Genomic DNA, 21,968 nt, shown 5'->3' with positions numbered 1-21,968 from the left:
CCTCATTATTATCGAAAACAAGCCATGCACAGCAAACAATGTTACAAAACTACTGGTCATGTTTTCCCCCTCTAGCATTTTGTCCCAGGGACTTTTGCTCCATGGCATTTTGCAGAGTCCTCGCCTCATCTCGTTGCCGAATTGCTTTTTCTAGACTTTGAATATTTTTTTTCACTTTACCAGTCAATATGATGCTAAGAACCGCGATAAGAGGCATCAATAAAACAACGCATATCGAGAGGCTATCTGTCAACACGTCTAGAAACAAAGCTTCGTCACTCCACCTCATCATGTTGACAATAGAGAGGGCAGTTTGGAAAACCGCAAGGACCACAGAGCTGAAAAAGATTATTTTATAATCTTTTGCCCCCAAAATCAGAGATTGTTTGAAGGAAAGGAGGCTTTCTTGCTTATCAAGGATTAAATTCTTTACCTTTTTTCCGCTCTCAGAACTGCTCAACTGCGTTACACTTTTTTGCAATTCCTTGCCTATCTTAAAATACAATCTGGCACGCTTGATAAAAAAATAATGCAATCCGACGATAACCATAAAGACTATAATAGCGGTTATGATAAACCCCAGAATCCCTAAACCTAATAATATTTTAAAAATAATCAATTTTTTCCCCTCTGGCATTTTATAGAGTGATCAATTTTCATTTTTTCTCAGACGATCTGTTGCAGTTTCTCAAGCATTTTTCTCACTCTATAATTGAGAATACTGTAGAACATCAAAACGACAGGTAAAGTTACGAAAACAGATGCCCAGAAAAAAAACGGTATTAGAGATAGAAAGAACAGCCCATCCCAACCAGCCTCACGCTGCGCTAAGGGAACGAAGAACATACCCACATACCCTAAAATGCCTAAGATCAATAGCATACAAGAGATGGCAAATATTCTTTTATATTCTTTCCCAGAAAGACGCAGAGAATTTTGAAAGGAAAGAGGGTTCATTGCTGTATCAAGGGCTAAATCTTGCACTTCCCCCTCTCTTTCACAATTGTTCAATCGCTGCAGAGCAGTTTTTTTCACTTTCCGTGCCATTTTGAACAACAGTGCTAAACGCTTAACAAAAGAGTAATAGATTGCGATGATTGTCATAATAGTAAAAATAGCAACCATAGTAAATATAAGAACAGCAACCACTAACGAAAAGACTATGCTCAAGAATATGAAATAAGTCACTTCTCTCCCCCTATATTGGATTATGTGGCGTGATTAGTCTGTCAGATTGCTCAGGCGCTTTTTCCAGCTGCTGAATCATGTCTTTTAATTCACGGTTCACAATGATGTGCAGTAAAAAGATGGTCGGAAAGAGGAACAGAGCATATCCTAACAGTATCTGCGGCAATAGCAAAAGAAAAGCCTCCCAAGCATTCAAATTAGTGTTGTGCAAAAACTGTATCATTTGCTCTTGCATCTGCTGCATAGACAATCCTTGCAGCATCTCCAAGAAGATTTCCTTAAGTTTTTGTTGCACCATTCCTTGAAATTGTTCCCGAGATATCATATGAGAAAATTCTAGAGAATATATTAGAAAGAAGCCACCGGAAACAACACCCCAAACAACAATGCGAACAAACACATGCAGAAAAGCGAGCAAAGATATGCAGAAAATTATTTTATAATCTTTCGCTGACAAAATCAGTGCGTCTTTAAACGAAAGAATTTTAGATTCTTTCTCAAATGCTGAATATGATACAGTCCCCTTCTCCCCTTGTGCTTTAACAAACTGGTGTTGCGGCTGTGTATCTTTTGTCATGCTTCTATTCCCCTTTCTTCAATATTTTAAGCTTTATTCTATTGCACAGCACCGCCCCTCAATAAGGCTACTGTGTAAAACAGATTCACGCCCTTTCCACTTGACTATATCAAGATAAAGAAAGAAAAGCCAACACAGCGCTACAAAATCGCCAGTGAGTTATAAAAACCAAAGAATATTCAGAAAAAAGCACCGTTGCTTTCCCCACCTTTTATTTACCACCCAACCCGGCACTTATGTGCGAATCTTCAATACACTTTACACATTAGAAGACTCTTTAACAGCTTTAATGAACGTTTTCAATCCCCTCTTTTTAAGAGGTTTTCAAGGGTTGACCGCATAAATGACAACAGCATGCATTTTCCGCTACACGAGTCGAGGGATCTGCCAACCGTTTTGGAGAATATGAAACTGTAGAGCATAAGAGTACAATTCCAATAAAAAATCCTAAAAAGAGAGCAGATCAAAAAGCTCTGTTCTAGGAGGAATGGAAAACAGAGCTTTGCATAATTTACATAAGATGTAAGAGAAAACAACCTCTCTTTTCAAAAATGAACCAGAGGATTATCGCAAGAATTCACAAGAAATGCCTTCGATTTATTTGATAATAAAAGCGTTGACAGTTTGTGCAAACTTTACAAGTCTTCACAACACAATCGAGGTTTTATGCCGCTTATTTTCATGCCATTCTCTGAAATGGAAATACGATTTGCAATGGGAGTCTGACGAGAAAAAGAAAGAATGAAAACCACTTTGAGCAAGACAACGGGCTTTTTCAATCACTTTGATTGCTTTTGACGATAGGAGCATACGAAACTCTGTTGGAACATCACGTTTTCTTTTCTATTCTCAGCAGAAATTATCCATAGATCGTCGTCAACCTGCTCTTCAAAAATATGACACAAAGGGCTTGTACGAACAGCTGTAAGGATAAGCAGACAGAAAGCCAGTTATATGATGGTTGTTGTTTTGCAAATGTTTTAAAAGTCGGAAGATCTCTCCAATTCAGAGCCATTTTATCAGTGGTTTTAGAGCGTTTTTTATCTCATAAAAGCCGGTTCTTTTGCTGTTATCTATCAATCAACATCTAAAACCTAATACAACCGCATCTTTGACACAGAAGGTTAAGACGGTTCAGTCCCTTACGAGCTGTATAAACTTTTGCATCCCCGATGAGCACGAGAAGAGAGTATTGCATTTGTTTTTCTCTGTTAGTGTCATCTCTAAAATGTGCATACAGCCTAATCCTGGAAAAATATAAAGCCGTAAAAGACAAAAACCAGCTGCCTTACTTTCCTCCTTTGAATTGGACTTTCCCAAGCATCCACAACACTGTTTTTTCAATAATGGGGATTGGGTATTGCTTCACGATTTTGTTTCTCACATTCTGAATAGGACCACGCCCCTTAATATAAAACAAAATGCCATTCGATTACCAATTCACGGGCTTGTTTTAAAGACACATCTCTTAAGGCACCAAAGCCCATTTTCACAACAGCGCCCATGAAGGGTATAATGAAAATCCACCGTGCACTACCACCTTACACAGAAAAAACCGGCATTATTACTTCTTTGTCAGCTCAAAATACTACGCCATCCACGGCATTAAGACGATTCGGCATTTTTACTCTTTTCTTAACAATTTTTATCTACACGCTCATCCCGCTTGTAACGTGCAAGCGAATGATTTTGAGTGATTTAAACATAAACAAATTTGAAATGAGAGAATTTCAGGATATTGGAGTGTCTCATTCAAGTTATAAAACGATAAATTATCATTATAAATCAATATTTTATATTATTATGAGGGCTGGCACAACATTGGAGCTGTCAAAGAGTATAATGGTGTGAGTCTGAGGGTGCTGGCGTGCATCTTCATAAGCGTAAAGAGAATGGTGCACGGTGGATTTTTCATTATACCCTTCGGCGCTGTTGTGAAAATGGGCTTTGGTGCCTTAAGAGATGTTTAAGAGATGTGTCTTTAAAACAAGCCCGTGAATATGCACCTCATATGCAATCCAATAGCGTTCTGTTTTGCGTGATGGGTGTAACACCATGAAAGCGTTCGGCATTTTTATTCTTTTCTTGTACAATTTTTATCCAGTTCGTACCCCCACACTCTCTCCGCTTATGACATACAAACAAGTAATTTAAATTGTTTCATGATGAGAGAATTTTACGATATTGGGGGTTCTGTTTCAAGTTGGAAAACGATTATTTATCTTTAAAATCAATATGTTACAAAAGGATAAAAACGATTGCAACAGCAAGCAGCAATCCCGATAAAATCAAAAGCTTTTTATCCAATCATTCCAAGATGAAAACGATGATTTGAAGACGAAAGCAGCTTTGCTCTTCACAAAAGCTTTAAAGCAGCCTTTTTACTTTTGCCTAGAGCGCTCTCCTGTGATCTCACCATGAGAGAGACCCGCAATAAGATGCACGCATGACAAGGAAGAAACATAGACTGCTCTCACCAGAAAGCACAGTGAAAATTAACAAGAAAGAAAAACAGTGTGATAAGTCCAGCTCTATGAGCCTATTTGCCTTAAGGCAATTTTTTACAGATAAAACGGATAATTTATCAGACGTTCTTGTTTTCCTACGCACTTTTCAAACCACCTTTTGAATTGCGCTTTCGGCGGATTCATCAGATATCAAAATCGTATATAAAAAACAATTAATGAAATAAAAACAATCATTTACAAATGAAATGAGATAAACAGCGTTCTCAAGTGATATTGTAGAGAATCTATAAGTGGTGCGGGTGGTCGGACTCGAACCGACACTCCTCTCGGAACCAGATTTTGAGTCTGGCGCGTCTACCAGTTCCACCACACCCGCACACTATATTATATAAGGACAGCTTCATCCATTACCCCCCTGCACTATAGGAAGAAGAACAGATTCGTCAACAGTAGACTTCTTATTTTTAAAAAAATCGTATTATTTTTGCTCCATCGCGATGAGATGGATCTTTTTTCTATTCATTATTATAGAAGATATTATAGAAGGTTTTTCTTATTGGATTTGGTTGAGTTTTGCCCTATCTGATTGACGAAGTGGCTCTCCTCAGAGGATTTATCGTTTCCTTGCTCAAACTGGTTTATAGAGTACAATTCGTAAAATTTTTACCTGTTAAGCTTATGAAAGATCTGATGATATTGAATAAACTAAAGCTTTGGACGATTTCTTTAGCGAATCGACGCACAGCGTCATATTGGCTTGGGTTCATTGCTTTTATTGAAAGTTCTGTTTTTCCGATTCCTGTAGATGTTTTGTATATTCCGATATCCCTTGTGCATCCCAAGAAGTCTTATCGCTATGCCTTTATTGCGACTGTTTGTTCTGTTTTGGGAGGGGTTGCTGGTTGGTTTATTGGTCACTTTGCTTATGACACACTTGCCAAACCGATTTTAGAATTTTACGGTAAAGTTGAAAGTTTTCAAGCATTGAAAAACAATGCGACACTGAAATTTCTTGTTATTTTACTGCTTACTTCAGGTTTTTTACATCTTCCACCTATCAAGATTGTCACGCTTTTATCGGGCGTTATGGGTGTGCATCTTGGACTTTTTATTCTTACCTGTATTTTTGCAAGGGGAGCTCGTTTTTACCTTCTAGCATGGTTAATTAAGCATTTTGGACGTCAAGCGATGCATTTTCTGACCCGCCATTTCAAATGGATTGTTCTGATTGGTTGTGTTACCCTGTTGCTAATCTATGGAATTTTCATAGTTTTTGTGAACAAGCAGCTTTCATTTTAAGGAACATGCTCAATGGCACATAATTTATCTTTTCGGCATCTTCTGCACCAGCATCTTCATGGTGAATCAAACAGAAAAGAGCAGAGTTTATGGGCTTTTTTTCTTGTTTTTTTTCTGTCAAGCATAATAAGCTTAGCACTTGGTTTTGAACATCTTGGAGGATATCTTCCTTGCGACTTATGCCTCATTGAACGTCTTCCCTATTACGGTTCTCTGCCATTTTTGTTTTTAGCCGGTTTTGGAACATGGTTTTTTCGCACATCTTTTTGGGTGCATCTGTTATTTTGGTGTGTTTTTGTCTTAATGACCATCAGTTTTGTTTTAGCAGTGTATCATACGGGTGTTGAATATGGCTTTTGGCCAGCCCCCCCCAGTTGTGGTGTAAACGTGATAAGAAGAACAACAGACGTCAACCAGCTCTTTACTCAATTAAATGCCATCCATCCGCCTTCTTGTTCTGAAGCATCCCTACACTTGCTGTTTCTCTCATTTGCTGGTTGGAATGTCGTGATCAGCCTCTTTTCTATGCTTACCAGCTTATATGTTGCTTCAAAAGGGCTCTTGGCAAGCTATAAAAAACCTTAAACCAGAGCACAACAGCCAAGCTCTTCCCGCACACTCTCCACCCCATAGATGCACGCAGCTCGTACAAAGCATATCTATCAACCTTCTCAAAGCACCGCCATGCCCTCAACACCGGTCACCCGTTTTTCCAAACATCCTCCCTGCACTCCTAGCATGCGCTTCTCATAACTTTCCTCTCTTCAAGCATCAAACTTAAAAACAAAATAACAGATGCAAATATTTTATTGTTTTCTCTCTCTGTACTTACAAGCAATATTTTGATAGAAGTTCGACGCTAGAAAAGCGATAAAATAATAAGTGAGTGGGACCAATAAATACGGATGGTCTGCCATGACTGAGGATAAAAAACCAACGCCTCCTACTCCCCCCCCCGTCACCCAATCTTTTAGATATATGCCAACTTGAAGAACCGCATATCATGATGGAACATGATGGTGATGCATGGCGGGAACATAAACGAGTAGGAGACTTAAATGCTCCCTATACAAAGCCGCCCCATATAAAGCCACGAATCAGCACCACGCATTAGACAAGTTTTTTGGTGCGATTTTCCCCATGATGCGATATTGCCTGAATTTTGGAAAAAACAGCCTGTTTTAGTGCTGTCTAAGAATGCAAGACTCCATGGAAATGTTACCGGTTTTACCTTTTACCACAAAATCACAACGGAATAATCCTGCTGCTTATCCAATACAATCTCCCATAGAACATAAAAAGGCATGGATTATCTGTAATTATGTTACGACAGTTTGTGTCAATCGCTCAAGTTGCTCGCATACGATGCCAAGAGTATCTGAGGAAGAATTTCATAAAATTGTAGCGCTTATGCTCAAATATTTACCACGTTTACACCATTAACTTTTTAAAAAATAAGTTTATATATCGCATCATATACGGCATCAGTAATGGTGGCCGCTTCTCCACAAGGGGAGATAGGAACAAAGGAGTGGATAACCGCTCCTTTCGTGATTTTAAAATATGTGGAAAGATTATAAGCATTATCCCATAACGGAGAGGACAACAGGGTGAAGCCCCCAAATTTCACCAGATGCTGCAAACAACAAAGAGATTGTCGTTTTTGTCCATTAATGTTGGGAAAGCTGTTTCATAAAGAGCAACCTTGAAGAACTGTTTATTCGAGTACTCATTCAGACATCTCTCGCTCTTTATGCTTATTAAGCAAGCAAACGAGCAATATCGTTCTTTTTGCCATCCCAAATGTTGCGACAACTTCTTGGCACGTAAGACGATTCGTAAAAAGCATTTTAGTTCTTTCTTTAATGTTTTTTGTCCACAGGCTACTCCCGCTTAGACGTACAAGCGAAGGGTTTTGAGTGATTCAACATAAACAGATTTGAAATAAGAAAATCTCACGATACTCAGGAGCCAACTCAAGAAAAGTAACGCTTATATCATTATAAATCAATGTTTTATACATGAAAATCAACCCCAATGAAGCGCTGCATCTTACCCGCCTCTCTCACGAGAAAGAGCACCAGCACAAACCTCTCATGAGACTCTTCATTCATCCCCTCTCCTCCACCAAAACGCTTCCTTTGGAGAAGCCATCCAGCATTTTGTTTTCCCCTTTTCACAGACAGTTTTTCTGCCCAGGTGGTGTTTTTAGCCAGTTTTTTATTCTTCTCATAGAATTTTTATTCTTCTCATAGAGAAACGCACTTTATTTCTCATCCCTTTCTTTTCTCAGTTCTTTAATTTTAGATTGACTTTCGTTGTTTTTCTCTTATATCTTTAGAATTATTCTAAAGTGCAAAGGAACAGAAAATGTTGAGATCGTTTTTTTCATTTGTACAACGTAAAGCTCTGTTCTTTCGTTCAGCACAAAGAGTAATATTTCGAGCGCTCAAAGCAAAAGAACAGCGTGTGGCTCTTTATCTAAGATATGCAAAAGCTTTAGAGTTTTATTCTCCTAAGCAAGCAGCAATTTTTACCGCAATGAGCATGCAAGAGCTTGAAAATTATAAGCAGCTTCTGTGCCTTTCTTGTAGCAATCGCGCAGGAACGATAGATTCAGCGTGTGGTCGGTCTGCTCTTTTAGCAAGCAAACGATCTCATACACACTCCCAAACGAAAACGACAACGCACACCACCAAAAAGCCATCGAAAGCACAAAAGCAAACGCTTTTAACATGGATTCAGCCTGGTCTTGCAGGCTTAATGGATGGCTCTGTTTCTACGCTTGCTCCAATTTTTGCAGCAGCTTTTGCAACAGGTGATACGCACCAAACCTTTTTGATAGGGCTGTCAGCTTCGATTGGAGCAGGTCTTTCAATGGGCTTCACAGAAGCAGCTCATGATGACGGTAAATTATCAGGCCGAGGTTCTCCGTTGAAAAGAGGCCTTGCCAGCGGCATTATGACAACAATAGGAGGATTAGGTCACGCGCTTCCTTATTTGATCCACTCTTTTTACGTCGCCACAATTATTGCATTTATTATTGTTTTCTTCGAACTCTGGGCCATCGTATGGATTCAAAATAAATTTATGGCGACTCCATTTTGGCGAGCATCTTTACAAGTGCTCATTGGTGGCGCTCTAGTTTTTGCCACGGGTATTTTTATCGGTAGTATCTGAAAATAAACGCTCATGAAAAGCACAAATTCATTATACAAAATAAACACGAGAAATCATTTTCCCATCTGTAAACTTTTGCTGTCTTGTTTTGAAAAGACTGTTTTGTTACAGTTGTGTTTATTGTTTATATTCTGGAGATGCTTTGACCATGCCCTATGAGCAGCTGAACAACCAACAGTCCTCTTCCCAACAGTTCTCTTCTTTGTCGCAATCATCTCCTCCCCCCTCACCACAAGCAACTTTATTGATCGAACGCCTTGACCACGGACAAGGTTTAGAACTTCCTCACTACGCCACAGCGGGATCTTCTGGTCTTGATCTTCGAGCAGCACTTGCTGAAGAGGAAACAGTTGTGCTTGCTCCTGGACAGCGGGCCCTCATTCCAACGGGACTGATCTTTCATTTGTCTCCTGGATTTGAAGCACAAATACGTCCCCGTTCTGGCTTAGCCTTAAAGCACGGCATCACATGCCTTAATACACCAGGCACAATTGATAGCGATTACCGCGGTGAAGTCAAAGTTTTGCTTATCAATTGTGGACAAGAAGACTTTGCCATTACACGTGGCATGCGTATTGCACAAACGGTTATCGCACCTGTTCTTCAAGTCAATGTTTGCACCCTTGCACCAAAGCAAAATGGGTGCACAAAAAACAATGCGGGTTTAGGAAGCCGAGGCACAGGGGGCTTTGGTTCCACAGGGCACGATTAAGAGCAGCCCATTGCGTAAGCAGGAAACGATTATCCCAGCCCCAGCACAGCATATGCTCACTCCAACGGGACTGATCTTTCATTTGTCTCCTGGATTTGCAGCACGAATACGTCCACGCTCTCACTAAACCTTGAAGCACACCATCACATGCCTTAATACACCAGGCACAATTGAGTGCGTTTAGCCGGTAGTGAAGTCAAAGTTTTGTGCATTCAATTGTAGACAAGAAGACTTCACCATGAAACAAAGCATGCGTATTGTACAAACGGTTATCGCACCTGTTCTTCAAGTCAATGTTTGCGCCCTTGTACCAAAGCAAAATGGGTGCACAAAAAACAATGCAGGAAGCCGAGGTACAAAAGGTCGAGGCAGAAAAAAACCAAATGTTGGATAATTTTAGTGCAACAGGACAGGATTAACAGGATAAAGCAGAAATAAAGGACAAAGCGGTCTCTCTCTTGGCAATCTATTTATTTTACAGGAGAAACAGTTTCCACCGTAGCCGTATGGGCGTTTACCGCATCGCTTGTCACCGCCATACCAGCATCACCTGTAACATTGATCCCTACAGTTTCTGTCTTACCTGCTGTTCCATCACTTGTTGCACCTTGTGCAGCAACATTGGAAGATTTTTGCAGCCCCATAAGACCGACTTTTGTATATCCAGCAGTACGTATTTGATTAAGCAAATCCACCACAGCTCCATAATCGATTTCACTATCAGCTTTGATCAAAATCTTTGTCTCTCGATTTTGGTTTGTTTCCTTCAACAAGACTTCTACAAAGGTTGTTCTGCTAACAAGATGATCAGCAACATAAAGAGAATGATCTTTCTGCAAAGTCACATAAAGGGGCTCGTCAGGCTGGATCATAGAAGGTGCGTGAGTAATAGAAGGTAATTGAACGGGAATAACAGAGGTCGCCAAAGGTGCAGCAACCATAAAAACAATAAGCAACACCAAAACGACATCAATGAAAGGTGTAACATTGATCTCGTTGTGCAATCCACCTTCATCGAGATCCCAATCCTCACTAAAGTTTGCTTTCATTGTTTATGACTTTTCTGTTGTTTGGGTCTATCGAGTTCACGACTCAAGAGTCTCTCAAGTGCAGCAGCAATATCGCCCAAATCATTGCGATAACTGCTCAAAGCACGCATCAAGCTATTATACATCACCACAGCGGGAATAGCTACAAAAAGGCCGATAGCCGTTGCAAGCAAGGCTTCAGCAATTCCAGGAGCCACAACATCAAGCCGTGTTGTTTGCGATTCAGCAATACCGATAAAAGAATTCATGATTCCCCAAACGGTTGCAAAAAGACCAACAAAGGGAGCAATAGCGCCAATAGTTGCAAGAACAGCGCTGCCACATGCAACACGGCGTGTAGCAGCCAACAAGCAACGCGATAAAAGTGAATGCACACGCTCCTTCAAGCCTTCATTAACATCACGAGCAGTCTCTTCATATCGCGCAATCTCTGCATAGGAGAAAGCATCTTCACAAGTAGCCGTTTGTCCACCCTGTCTTTCACTGGAATCTTCCGTTGCAATAAAATTGACCTTTTGCGTGGAAAGATAGACCTCTTTCAGCATTTCTTTTAAAAAAAACACACCAGGTCCTTTGCTGTCTTTCAAGCTAGCAGCCAAACGTGTCAAGGTTTGAGCACTCAAAACCACGCGCAGTTCATGACGCGCTCTTCGTTTTGCCAAGGTAATTTCAATGATCTTCACAAAAGCGATTGTCCAAGATGCCAGAGAAGCCAGCAACAATAGCACAATAACGGCTTTCACCACAAAATCAGCAGCCATAAACATAGAAAAAGGAGAAAGATCATGCGCCGCAAATACAGCAGTTTGGGTGTCTAAAGGTACTGTTTCAGATTCCATTTCTGTCTCACATTATTGTGGTTTTTACTTTATTGATTTTACATCTGTGCCATCAACCGGCGTAGCATTTCTTTGCCACAATACCACTTCCCTTTTCATGCCACCCTACGCTGAGTCTAAAAAATAAAACTTGATAAATCGAGTATAGTTTTATTTCAGGAAAAACCTCTTTCAAGAGGGACTAATGAAGAATTTTTTCCTATACACAATTAAAATCCGTTTATCTTAAAACAGCAACCGCATTTTTCTAAAGGATTAAAGCAGCCAAATGCTTTTCACAGGCAACACGGATCAAAAAAGCAAGAATGATTTTATCAAAAACAATTTAAAATTGCCCAAAGCGCTGGAACTAAAAAAATTGTTTAACGTTATGCAAGCAGTGAAAATTTTTACTCCAAAGCAAATGATCACGATGAACACACAAGAATGATAACGCGTAAGAATGATTTAAGAGAGGGCAAAAGCATTATGGCCAATAATAAAACCACAGAGCATAATAAAACAGCATCAGAAAGAGATCTACAAACACAATTAGAAAAGCTACGCACTGAAATTTCCGTTATCACCTCAACATTGACAGATCTTGGTGCGAGCAAATTGAACAGAGCCCAAAATAAGGCGGAAGCACTGTATAATTCTGCCAAGGAAAATAGTGAAGACATTCTCTCTCAAGCAAAAGACAAAATCGGCGACCTTGAACAAACCATGAACGAATGCGTTCGTAAAAATCCTGGCAAAAGCGTTCTGTTTGCGGCAGGGTTTGGTTTTATTCTAGCACATTTATTGCGTCGTTAAGGCATGCTTATGTTTCTCGCGCCTCTTTTAAACCATCTTGTCGGTGGGGGGCTGAAAAGCACCGTCAAACAAGTCCGTCTCCAAGCGATTTGCTTTGTAATTATTGGCATTTCCTTATTTATGTCTTTGATCTTTTTATCTGTCATTGGTTTTATTGCGTTATGTTCAATGATGAAACCTGTTACAGCAGCCAGTGTGGTGTTTTTCCTTTGGCTTTTTCTTGCAGCCTTAGGCATTTTAATCGGCCGCTTTCTCAAAGCCTATCAGCACTATGATCAACAAAAGAAATCGGAGGAAAGGCGCCATCAACTTATGACAGAGGCAACACTTTCTAGTGTTGCATTGCTTAGCAAACATTTACCCTTTGCGAAATTGAGCGTTCCGATTCTTGGACTTGCAACTTATTTCTTGTGGAAAAAAGAGAAAAAAGACCGTTTTTAAGATCAAAGTCTGTATTGTACATCTCATCCCCCGAGGTACTTTCTCCATACGCGAGAAGGTATCTCTTTTGCCTCTCATCGAGCAATGTTTTAGAAGCCTTCATCCTTACAGGTGTAGAGAGAACAACAAAAGAAATCGGATGAAAGACGCCATCTACTTATGACAGAGGCAACACTTTCTAGTGTTGCATTGCTTAGCAGACATTGACCTTTTGCGAAATTGAGCGTTCTGATTTTTGGACTTGCAACTTATTTCTTTTAGAAAAAAAAACCATTTTTCAGATTAGGATATGCCATTGTACATCTCTAACCATTGTACATCTCTAACCATTGTACATCTCTAACCATTGTACATCTCTAACCATTGTACATCTCTAACCATTGTACATCTCTAACCATTGTACATCTCTAACCACCGCAGTGTTTTCTTGTCTTAGAAAAGAAAACACCCTTTTTGTTTTCCCAGTCTTTTTCCCTTAAGTTTTGGAATAATCTTAATTTGTCTCGTTATCATGAAGCAAAAGGGCGATTTCCACACAACCTCTTATCTTAATCACTCCCCCATTCTCGTCTGTCACTTGCAAAGCAACACTTGTACCAAGCAAAACGAAATAAAACCACTAAGCAAACCCTTGCCTTCTTTATCGCAATAAAAGCTCACCCCCTCATGACCATATGGACTGCCTGCTGCTCATACGGTGCTTTAATGATTGCCTCCTTTAAAATACGGACCATCTTGTTAGGAATAGCTTTTACACGCTCTTGATAGAATTCGCTTTTTTATTGATTATGGAACCTGCTTTGTATTCTCCGATGTTATAAAACCCTCCCTCCCAATAATAAAAAACCGCATTTGCAGGGACTTTAAACTATATTTCATCCTCTTTAGAGACAAGACATATAAGCACAACAGTGTTATTCAATGCGATTGACTACACTTTAGCAACGCAAATAACACATATTGATACATTCAGTGTGAATCAGTTAAAAAACTTTATTATCATAATCGAGGTTTAAGCGATAAAATCCTCATCCATAACACTCATCGTAATATTGATAGCTTTTTTTTCGATAGCAGTTTTATCAAGATATACGAGCTTAGCGTAGGGAGTTTAGAATAGTACGATAGACTTACAAAGAATATGTACGTAAAAATAATTATAAAGGCTGAGAATACCACCAGAAATTAAAAAAAGCAAAAGAATCGGTAGGAATATTTAAAAACGTTGATGGGAAGTACTGTAGACATACCCCATGACAATAACCAATTTTGGAGGTATTTAATAACATTGCCAAGCAATCCCCCCAAAATTTGATATTTTAAAACATTATCCCAGAGTGCTTGTTTTTTGTGGACGCTTTGCTGATTTATGGCAAGGTGACAAAACTATGCCAAAACTTGTCTTTAATGACTTAAAAACTGAACTTGAAAAGTTTAAAACTCACGCAATGCAATACAAGAATAGTGGGATCGTATAGAACATACTTTCTTCAAGTCAAAATTTGGAACGAACTTTAATGATCCAATGTTTGAGTACGCAGAAAAATTTTTGGATTCTCCAAATGGCCTTATCATAAAGGAACAAACTATTCGTACAGAGCATTTGATAATAGGAAATGAGCTTACTCGTTTTAGAAACACAACTCTAATGTGCGCTACTGCTAACAGCGTATATCGTGAAATGATGCCCGAAGGAAACGTAAGACCACCAGTGAGATAGAGCACTTTTGAAAAATGGCAGCGATATTTAAAACGTTTTTAAACTAACGGTCAAAATGCTTCTAAAATCTCTTAAGAGCTCTCTCTAATGCATTTACAAGATACGATAATTTCTAATTTTCTATAACAGTACTGGAAGCACTACATAAAGGCTATACTGTCTAGAGAGGCATTATGCTTTTTTTATTGCTTCTATAATGACGTATTTTTTTCAAGCCACTGTAAAACTATTTTAATCTGAAATTTGTCGACACATCATCATACAGAGCACTAGATCCTAAATCCTTCACATTTCCTTAAAGCGCAAGCCCCCACAAGCGCATCATGATGTGCGAGAGCACCGACCATTTCTGTTACAATAGCCTCCAAAACTTCTCTCTCATCGCCTTCGACCATCACACGGATAATGGGCTTGTTTTTAGAAAAGTAAATCACCAACCAAAGCTTTTTTGCCAAACATAAAACAACCGATCAGCAACTTCATCTCTCACCTCAACCAGCCAATTTGCACACTCTTGCTCTTCCGCAAAAACAAGTCCCTCTTAAAAAAACTTTCTCAATATAGCTCGTAAATTTTGCATTGATACATGCAATCATCAGACGAATTACAGGCTCTGTCCCAGAAGCACGTATCATCTGTCAAAACTTTTTCTTAAAAAATATTCCTTGATTATTCGGCAAATTCTCTCATCACCTTCACGCTCTCTCAAAGCAAGGACACAGTTTTGCAAGAGTATTATGATATGCAAGAGCCTCCCCTCTCGTATCATCGCATCCAAAACAGATCACACTTTTTGCTAAAAATCTTGGTTGATGATTGCGAAAATTACCGCAATAAAACTCAAGATTTCTCAAGGCAAGCCTCCACAGGCGCATCATGATGTGCGATAACATCCACCATTTCTGTCACAACAGTATCCAAAACGTCTTTCTCATCGCTTTCCCCCATAATACGAATGACAGGCTCAGTTCCAGAAGCACGAATTATCAGCCTTGCTTTTTTTCCCAAACGCTGTGTTGCTTGCTCTATTGCCGTTTTGACTGGATCTTTTTTCAGCACATTTTTGTTTTTAATCGTTACATTTTTGCAAATTTGTGGCACAGATTCAAAGCGCTGACACAGATGGCTCATAGAACTTTGACTTGTCTGCATACAAGCCAAAATCTGCAAAGCAGCCACTAATCCATCTCCGGTTGTACCAAAATCACTGAGCACAATATGCCCCGAAGCTTCCCCTCCAACATTATATCCCTTTTTACGCATCGCATCGACCACATAGCGATCCCCCACCTTTGTCCGAACAAGATCTAAGCCTTTACTGTTTAAGAAGCGTTCGAGTCCAAGATTTGACATAATCGTTGTCACAACACCATTACATTGCAAGCGTCCCGTTTTATGCCAATGTTCAGCGATAACAGCGATCAACTGATCCCCATCAACGGTTTGTGCTTTTTCATCGACAAGAAGAACACGGTCTCCATCCCCATCGAGAGCAATGCCCACATCAGCGCGCACTTCATGAACTTTTTGTTTTAAAGAAGCCAAATCAGTTGAACCACATTTGTGATTAATATTGGTACCATTTGGCGTATCATTAATCGCAAAAACCTCTGCTCCCAATTCCCATAAAGCGCGCGGAGCCGCCTTATAAGCAGCCCCATTGGCGCAATCGACAACGATACGCACATGATCCAAACGAACATCCCGTGGCAAAGTTCGTTTGGCATATTCGATATAGCGGTAAATATCCCCTTCGACTCTTTTTGCGTAGCCAATTTCGGCAGAACTTGCCAAAGATTTTGAAAGATCTGTATCGATCAATTGTTCAATTTTTTCTTCTATTTCATCTGAAAGCTTAAAACCATCAGGACCAAAAAGTTTAATACCATTATCATAAAAGGGATTATGGGAAGCAGAAATCATCACCCCCAGATCAGCACGCAACGAACGACAGAGCATAGCAACGGCAGGTGTTGGCACAGGTCCCAATAAGAAAGCCTCCATTCCAGCAGCAGTAAATCCTGAAACCAAGGCATTTTCGAGCATATAACCAGACAAACGGGTATCTTTCCCAATCACCACACGACGCGACTGACGTTGTGATCGAAACAAAACCCCTACAGCCATTCCCACTTTCATAGCAAAATCTGGTGTCATGGGAAAAACATTGGCTTTGCCGCGAATTCCATCTGTACCAAAATATTTCTGTGGCATCCCTCTTTCCTTTATACACACTTCATTTTTTTGCAGTCTTAACCAAGCAGAACTCTCATAGCACAAAACCTTTCAAGAGGTCATTGAGTTCCACCATTTTTTCAGACAATCAAGACACCCACCCCACATCTATCTCCTCGCACAAATCTCTGATTTTTTAAAACCTCGAAACCATTTACTATACTTTTATGCCCTCCACATTCAACAATGTTTTTTATAATTCGTTTGTCTCTCCGCCGGCTCTAAAACAGCACAAAGATAACCACGCATTCTCTCACACTATAATTCACGCTCTTGCTAAAACAACATCAGCTTGCTCTGGCATTTCTGTAAACTAAAAATGTATACAATCCCTTGCCACAATCTCCTAACACTAAAATGCACACCTATTTTTAGGCCCTCTTGGCAAACATGAAAGCAATGCACTACCTGTTTTTATATTGCCTTCCAAACTGAGAATACGGCACTATATCGTGTTGTTCTATAATACCTTTGTCTCCTCCACCGGCTCTAAAATACCACAAGATAACCACGCACCCTCTCACACCCATGCCTTCATGCTTTTGCTAAAAACTCCACCAGCTTGCTCTGGCATTCCTCTAAACGAGGAACAAAACTCCTTATCGCAATCTGCTAAATCCAAAACGCACCACCTGTTTTATGCGCTTTGGCGAATCCGAAAGCAATGCACTACCTGTTTTATATTCCCTTTTAAAAGACCTCCTCAAAGCTTTAAGGCAAAATGCTCATTTTGCCTTAAAGAATTTGATGTAGGATTTTTTGCAAAACAAAGCCCCTCAAGCTTCGTTAGAAGGTTCCTGTTTGCCTTTACGTCCAGCAGCATTCAAGTCTTTTTCAGCATTTGCTTTACTTGCAGAAAGGTTATCTGCTTTGGGAGGGTTCTTTGTGCTTTGTGCTTTTTTCTCAGCCCCAAGAGATTTTTCTTCTTTAGACTTGGCATCATTGCGTTTAGCATGATTGGATTTTATTTTTTCTGTTCCAGCTTTTAGCTTTTGCTTCTCTTCCTCTGCTTTCTGCGTATCTTTTTCATTGAGTATTTCTTGATCGGATTCGGCTTTACTTGCTCCCGTTTTAGGAACAGAAGAAGTCCGCGGAGCAGCATTTTCATCTTTTTGGGTTCGTGAAGGAGGCTTTCCTGCGATAACTTCTTGAATTTCAGCACCGGTTAAAGTCTCATATTCCAACAAACCTTGGGCAAGAGCGAACCATTCTTTCTTTTTTGTTTTTAAAATTTTGGTAGCATTTGTATAAGCATCATCAATAAGCTTACGCACCTCAGCATCGATCATACGTGCTGTTTCTTCAGAGACATTTTGTGTTCGTGCAACGGAATGCCCTAAAAAGACTTCATCTTGGTTATCACCATAAGCGACATTTCCCAGCAAATCAGAAAAGCCCCATCGGGTAATCATTGCACGTGCTAATTTTGTTGCTTGTTCGATATCAGAAGACGCCCCAGAAGTGATATTTTCTTTTCCGAATTTCAATTCCTCGGCTACACGTCCACCCATCATAATAGCCAGACGAGAAATCATCCACCGATAGCTCATGGAATAGCGATCACCCTCAGGCAATTGCATCACCATTCCCAAAGCCCTTCCCCTTGGCACGATTGTTGCTTTATGAACGGGATCAGCCACAGGCACATTAAGAGCGACGATAGCATGACCTGCTTCGTGATAAGCGGTCAGTTCTTTTTCTTCTTGTGTCATAGCGGTTGAGCGGCGTTCAGCCCCCATCATGACTTTATCTTTTGCATCTTCGAACTCTTGCATGGTGACAACTCTTTTATTGCGGCTAGCAGCCATGAGAGCAGCTTCATTGACAAGGTTCATCAGATCAGCACCAGAAAATCCTGGCGTTCCTCTTGCCAAAACTTTCATATCCACGTTAGGAGCGAGCGGCACATTGCGCACATGCACTTTTAAGATTTGTTCACGACCAGAGACATCAGGGTTTGGCACGACAACTTGTCGATCAAAGCGCCCTGGTCTTAACAAAGCAGGATCGAGGACATCAGGACGGTTTGTAGCAGCAATGAGAATAATACTTTCATTGGGTTCAAATCCATCCATTTCGACAAGCAACTGGTTTAAGGTTTGCTCTCGTTCATCGTTTCCGCCTCCTAATCCGGCACCGCGATGACGCCCGACAGCATCGATTTCATCGATAAAGATAATACAGGGGGCATTTTTTTTAGCCTGTTCGAACATATCACGCACACGGCTTGCCCCAACACCGACAAACATTTCGACAAAATCGGACCCTGAAATGGTAAAGAACGGTACATTGGCTTCACCAGCCACAGAGCGCGCCAGCAAAGTTTTACCTGTTCCTGGAGGACCAACAAGCAAAACACCACGTGGAATACGGCCACCTAGGCGTTGAAATTTTTGTGGTTCGCGTAAAAAATCGACAATTTCCTGTAAATCCTGCTTTGCTTCTTCAACGCCAGCGACATCCTGAAAGGTAACGCGCCCTTGGGCTTCATTGAGCAATTTTGCTTTTGATTTGCCAAATCCCATTGCCCCCCGCGATCCACTTTGCATTTGTCGCATAAAGAAGATCCAAGCCCCAACGATAATCAAAACAGGCAACAAGGAAAAGAGAAGATTGAGGAAGATACTATTGCCAGAACTTTCAGGAACAGCTTTAACATTTACATTTTTGCTTTCCAATTTTTGTATCAAGCCTGGATCCCGTGGAGCATAAGTTGAAACGATTCTGTTCTCAACGGTTTTTCCTGTTAACTTTTGTCCTTGAATAGTGACAGCCTGAAGCTCATTATTCTCAACTTTCTGCAAGAATTCGGAATAGGAGAGCTCTCCACCTCCGGAACGTTGGCTATCTCCATTAAAGAGAGAAAACGATACAATCAAAATCAAGGCAATAACTCCCCAAATGAGGAGAGAGCGGTAATTGGAATTCATATCAACTCCACTTAATAAAATACAAATTTTAACGAGCTACCCCTTAACATATAACCTTGTCAGCCCCTTGCCAAGATATGAGAGGGTGTTTATTCTCTTTTAGAGTGATTTTTCTTTATCTTTTCACCTCAATATCAAAAAAAGGCCGCACGACATTGACAAAAGCTGCATCTTCGCAAGACACAAGCCAATCGAAAGGAGCCATAACGCGCTTTATGGTGAGAGTGTTTTGCACAGCAATGTGATCAGTTAACTCTGGAATATCCCATCCCTTGTCATTTGAGATCATCAGCAGCGATTTTAGAGCGGGAAAATGGATGTTTTCAAGATTGAAATTGTTATTTTTGCAGAGAGATTTCAACTGTTGCACCTCAGCTGCTCCAACTTTTATGGCATTATGACCATGATTTGTAATCTGATAGCGCCCGTCCCATAAAAAGGTTTGTCCTTTTTCAACGAGAGCTTCTTTGATATTGCGCGCTTCACGCCAAAAAGCGATTCCGTTTCTGTTATATTCAATAACAGATCCTGCATAAGTAAAGCGCTGTTTTTCTGGAGAATGAAGAGAAATTTTTTGAACAAGGCTGCTTAATTTTTTATGAGGGAGCAAATAGAAGCCTCCACCCATCAAGACAGTGAAGAGCCCCACGACAAAAGGAAAATCTGGATTTTTTTGTAAGAATGGCGCAGGCTTTGCAATAAAACAACGTCCATATTCAACAGTGATATCCAGCGCTAAAATCAGATCAGCAATATTTTTTGCCTTTTGACGACGTTGAAGCGTCGCTTCATGAACGTTTTGCACAATAACGGCGAACTTTTGGGGATGAAGGGATTGACGCACACGCACGCGTTCAAAATTGCGATCTTCATTGGTTGGATCCTCAATCCATGTTTTTTCCTTTAAGCGTAAATAAGCGCGCAATGTTTCACGCTTTACACCAAGGAGCGGACGAATTAAGCGCACAGTTCCACGCAACAGCGCTTCACGCGGAATACAAGATAAACCGCGCTCATAGACCAACCCATCGTTTTTTTTGGCAATATCTTCTCCACGATCTCCCGCTGCAGTCCCCTCACACTGCTCTGCAAAATCTTGCCTGTGCAAAACACCCGCAAGGTCTCCTGCCCCCACTCTCTCACACTGCTCTACAAAGGCTTGCCTGTGCAAAAGAGCTGCACTCTTTTGAAGGCGTTGAAACCGCATTTGATAAGTTTCAACCTGATCATTAAGCGTATGCCCTGTCATAATAAGTGTTGCGCCTTGTTTTTGTGCTTCTTGAAAAAGGAGATCATAGCGTGCGACACGAGCACTTGAAGCGATATGGGTCTTTGGCTTTTCACCCTCCCAGCGCACAATGCGATGTTCAATATGATGGACACGACAAATTTCCGCAACGGTTGAAGCTTCACGTGCTGATTCTTGACGCAACTGATGATCAACGGTCACAACAACCATTTCCGGAGCAACAGAGAGAGTTTTCAAATGGTCTTTGACCAGAAACAACAAAGCGAGCGAATCACTTCCGCCTGAGACTGCAAGTATCAACTTTTGACACTGAATAAAATCTGATATTTTAAAGAGATTTCCTGCCAGTCTAACGCACACTGTGAACGATTCCACTCCTTTTTAGAGGCTTACAAAAGACAGACTCCAACGTGTTCTGATGTTTTGATCTTTTTGCAAAAAGTGCACAAGCCTCTTTATTCTGTTCAAGGGCAACCATACTTCTTGCTAATTTGAGCAAAATATCGGAACTATAAAGCTTCTTTTTATCTGCATACCATACATGAAGATAAACTTGTGCTGCTTCATGATAACGTTTTTGTCCCAACAGCGCTTCTGCCAACCAAAACAAAGCATCATCACTCAAAGGATCTTTTTTATAACGCTGTTGAAAAGCACAAAAGGCTTTTTCGGCATCAACATAATTGGCAGAAAGAATGAAGTCATACCCTTTTTTATACAGTGCTTGAGAAGAGAAAAGAGAGGAATCTTCACCATGATTTGGTTCGATATGATCTGTTTTTTCATGCGTTTTTTCTAAAAAGTTATATGCTTCTTTTACACGCCCCTCTATTTCCTCTACATCTTTATACATTTCTCTGAGATGTTCACCAGTCTCTTTCACAGGATCATGCATTTCTTGCAAACGGCTTTTATCAGTATGACTTTCCCCATCAGCAACAGTTTTCTCACCACCTTTTGCGCTCTGCTCCTTCCACTCTTCCTTTACAGCCTGCAAATTTTTATCCACATCAGCACTCTCAAAAGCACAGGGATAAACAGCAGAGTCTTTTTTATCAAAAAGCTGATGGAACTGCTTTTGCACATTTTGCAAACTACTATGTTCAAGCACCATCCGTATATTATGCAAGAGTTTATCCAAATCATAGTCTTTAAACAGAGTCTTCTGATTTTCTAAAATAAACTCTCGACTTTGCACCATTCCCTGCAAAGAGGGGTCTGTAGCAGCTTTGTCTACCGCATTAGCAGCCTTATCCGTGGCAGCATCAACAGCCTTCTCTACCGCC

Annotated in this window: 18 protein-coding genes, 1 tRNA gene and 1 pseudogene; 9 read left to right on the top strand and 11 right to left on the bottom strand. The window is 40.4% G+C overall.

Annotation, left to right across the window (positions count from 1 at the left end):
- Positions 1–49: 49 nt before the first annotated feature.
- The 3 genes from BN200_RS04040 to BN200_RS04030 are packed head-to-tail and all read right to left on the bottom strand — an operon-like array spanning position 50 to position 1,765.
- Complete coding sequence (locus tag BN200_RS04040) at positions 50–619, bottom strand: hypothetical protein (RefSeq protein ID WP_034988938.1); 570 nt, start codon at positions 617–619, stop codon at positions 50–52.
- A 47-nt stretch (positions 620–666) separates the two neighbouring features.
- Positions 667–1,188 carry a hypothetical protein gene (locus BN200_RS04035; protein ID WP_019221197.1) on the bottom strand — a complete coding sequence of 174 codons (522 nt, stop codon included), beginning with the start codon at positions 1,186–1,188 and terminating at the stop codon, positions 667–669.
- Positions 1,189–1,198: 10 nt separating this feature from the next.
- Entirely contained in the window at positions 1,199–1,765 is a 567-nt protein-coding gene (locus BN200_RS04030) for a hypothetical protein (RefSeq protein ID WP_019221196.1), read from the bottom strand.
- A 1,867-nt stretch (positions 1,766–3,632) separates the two neighbouring features.
- On the opposite strand from BN200_RS04030, the gene BN200_RS04020 reads away from it, so the two are divergent.
- Positions 3,633–3,824: a hypothetical protein gene (locus BN200_RS04020; protein WP_034988743.1), complete on the top strand. Its 192-nt coding sequence runs from the start codon at positions 3,633–3,635 to the stop codon at positions 3,822–3,824.
- Between the two features lie 700 nt (positions 3,825–4,524).
- Here BN200_RS04020 and BN200_RS04015 read toward each other — a convergent pair.
- Positions 4,525–4,609, bottom strand: a tRNA-Leu gene (locus BN200_RS04015).
- Between the two features lie 314 nt (positions 4,610–4,923).
- On the opposite strand from BN200_RS04015, the gene BN200_RS04010 reads away from it, so the two are divergent.
- From BN200_RS04010 to BN200_RS09150, 6 genes and pseudogenes are all read left to right on the top strand, one after another.
- Positions 4,924–5,532, top strand: a complete 609-nt coding sequence (locus tag BN200_RS04010) for a YqaA family protein (RefSeq protein ID WP_034988936.1) — start codon at positions 4,924–4,926, stop codon at positions 5,530–5,532.
- A 12-nt stretch (positions 5,533–5,544) separates the two neighbouring features.
- Entirely contained in the window at positions 5,545–6,117 is a 573-nt protein-coding gene (locus BN200_RS04005; protein WP_019221190.1) for a disulfide bond formation protein B, read from the top strand.
- Between the two features lie 330 nt (positions 6,118–6,447).
- Positions 6,448–6,975, top strand: a pseudogene (locus BN200_RS10080) (type II toxin-antitoxin system PemK/MazF family toxin).
- Positions 6,976–7,902: 927 nt separating this feature from the next.
- Positions 7,903–8,712, top strand: a complete 810-nt coding sequence (locus BN200_RS03995; protein ID WP_019221186.1) for a VIT1/CCC1 transporter family protein — start codon at positions 7,903–7,905, stop codon at positions 8,710–8,712.
- A gap of 148 nt (positions 8,713–8,860) precedes the next feature.
- Positions 8,861–9,424 (top strand): dUTP diphosphatase, encoded by a 564-nt coding sequence (gene dut, locus BN200_RS03990; RefSeq protein WP_019221185.1) that lies wholly within the window; start codon positions 8,861–8,863, stop codon positions 9,422–9,424.
- A 238-nt stretch (positions 9,425–9,662) separates the two neighbouring features.
- A complete protein-coding gene (locus BN200_RS09150) occupies positions 9,663–9,818 on the top strand; it encodes a dCTP deaminase/dUTPase family protein (protein ID WP_019221184.1) in 156 nt (51 codons plus the stop codon).
- Positions 9,819–9,894: 76 nt separating this feature from the next.
- On the opposite strand, the gene BN200_RS03980 is transcribed toward BN200_RS09150, so the two are convergent.
- Both BN200_RS03980 and BN200_RS03975 read right to left on the bottom strand, forming a co-directional pair.
- Positions 9,895–10,473, bottom strand: coding sequence for a biopolymer transporter ExbD (locus tag BN200_RS03980; RefSeq protein ID WP_019221183.1), 579 nt, complete (start codon positions 10,471–10,473; stop codon positions 9,895–9,897).
- Positions 10,470–11,312, bottom strand: coding sequence for a MotA/TolQ/ExbB proton channel family protein (locus BN200_RS03975; RefSeq protein WP_019221182.1), 843 nt, complete (start codon positions 11,310–11,312; stop codon positions 10,470–10,472). The genes BN200_RS03980 and BN200_RS03975 overlap by 4 nt, the downstream gene beginning before the upstream one ends.
- Before the next feature lie 468 nt (positions 11,313–11,780).
- Here BN200_RS03975 and BN200_RS03970 point away from each other — a divergent pair, with 468 nt between their 5' ends.
- Positions 11,781–12,107 (top strand): ElaB/YgaM/YqjD family protein, encoded by a 327-nt coding sequence (locus BN200_RS03970; RefSeq protein WP_034988934.1) that lies wholly within the window; start codon positions 11,781–11,783, stop codon positions 12,105–12,107.
- Between the two features lie 3 nt (positions 12,108–12,110).
- Positions 12,111–12,548 (top strand): phage holin family protein, encoded by a 438-nt coding sequence (locus BN200_RS03965; protein WP_034988739.1) that lies wholly within the window; start codon positions 12,111–12,113, stop codon positions 12,546–12,548.
- Positions 12,549–14,537: 1,989 nt separating this feature from the next.
- Here BN200_RS03965 and BN200_RS03960 read toward each other — a convergent pair.
- The 5 genes from BN200_RS03960 to BN200_RS08520 all read right to left on the bottom strand — a co-directional run.
- Positions 14,538–14,723, bottom strand: coding sequence for a hypothetical protein (locus BN200_RS03960; RefSeq protein WP_019221177.1), 186 nt, complete (start codon positions 14,721–14,723; stop codon positions 14,538–14,540).
- Between the two features lie 385 nt (positions 14,724–15,108).
- Positions 15,109–16,482: a phosphoglucosamine mutase gene (gene glmM / locus BN200_RS03955; RefSeq protein WP_019221175.1), complete on the bottom strand. Its 1,374-nt coding sequence runs from the start codon at positions 16,480–16,482 to the stop codon at positions 15,109–15,111.
- Positions 16,483–17,279: 797 nt separating this feature from the next.
- On the bottom strand, positions 17,280–19,433 hold the full coding sequence (gene ftsH, locus BN200_RS03950) for an ATP-dependent zinc metalloprotease FtsH (RefSeq protein WP_019221174.1): 2,154 nt from the start codon (positions 19,431–19,433) through the stop codon (positions 17,280–17,282).
- 115 nt (positions 19,434–19,548) lie between these two features.
- On the bottom strand, positions 19,549–21,042 hold the full coding sequence (tilS, locus tag BN200_RS03945; protein ID WP_019221173.1) for a tRNA lysidine(34) synthetase TilS: 1,494 nt from the start codon (positions 21,040–21,042) through the stop codon (positions 19,549–19,551).
- A partial coding sequence (locus BN200_RS08520) for a tol-pal system YbgF family protein (protein WP_019221172.1) occupies positions 21,032–21,968 on the bottom strand: 937 nt, incomplete at its 5' end. The genes tilS and BN200_RS08520, both read right to left, overlap by 11 nt.

Source organism: Bartonella senegalensis OS02, from assembly GCF_000312545.1.
In the GTDB taxonomy this organism is placed as follows: Bacteria; Pseudomonadota; Alphaproteobacteria; order Rhizobiales; family Rhizobiaceae; genus Bartonella; species Bartonella senegalensis.
Note: the sequence above shows the minus strand (reverse complement) of the source record. Positions and strands in the feature narration are given on the sequence as shown.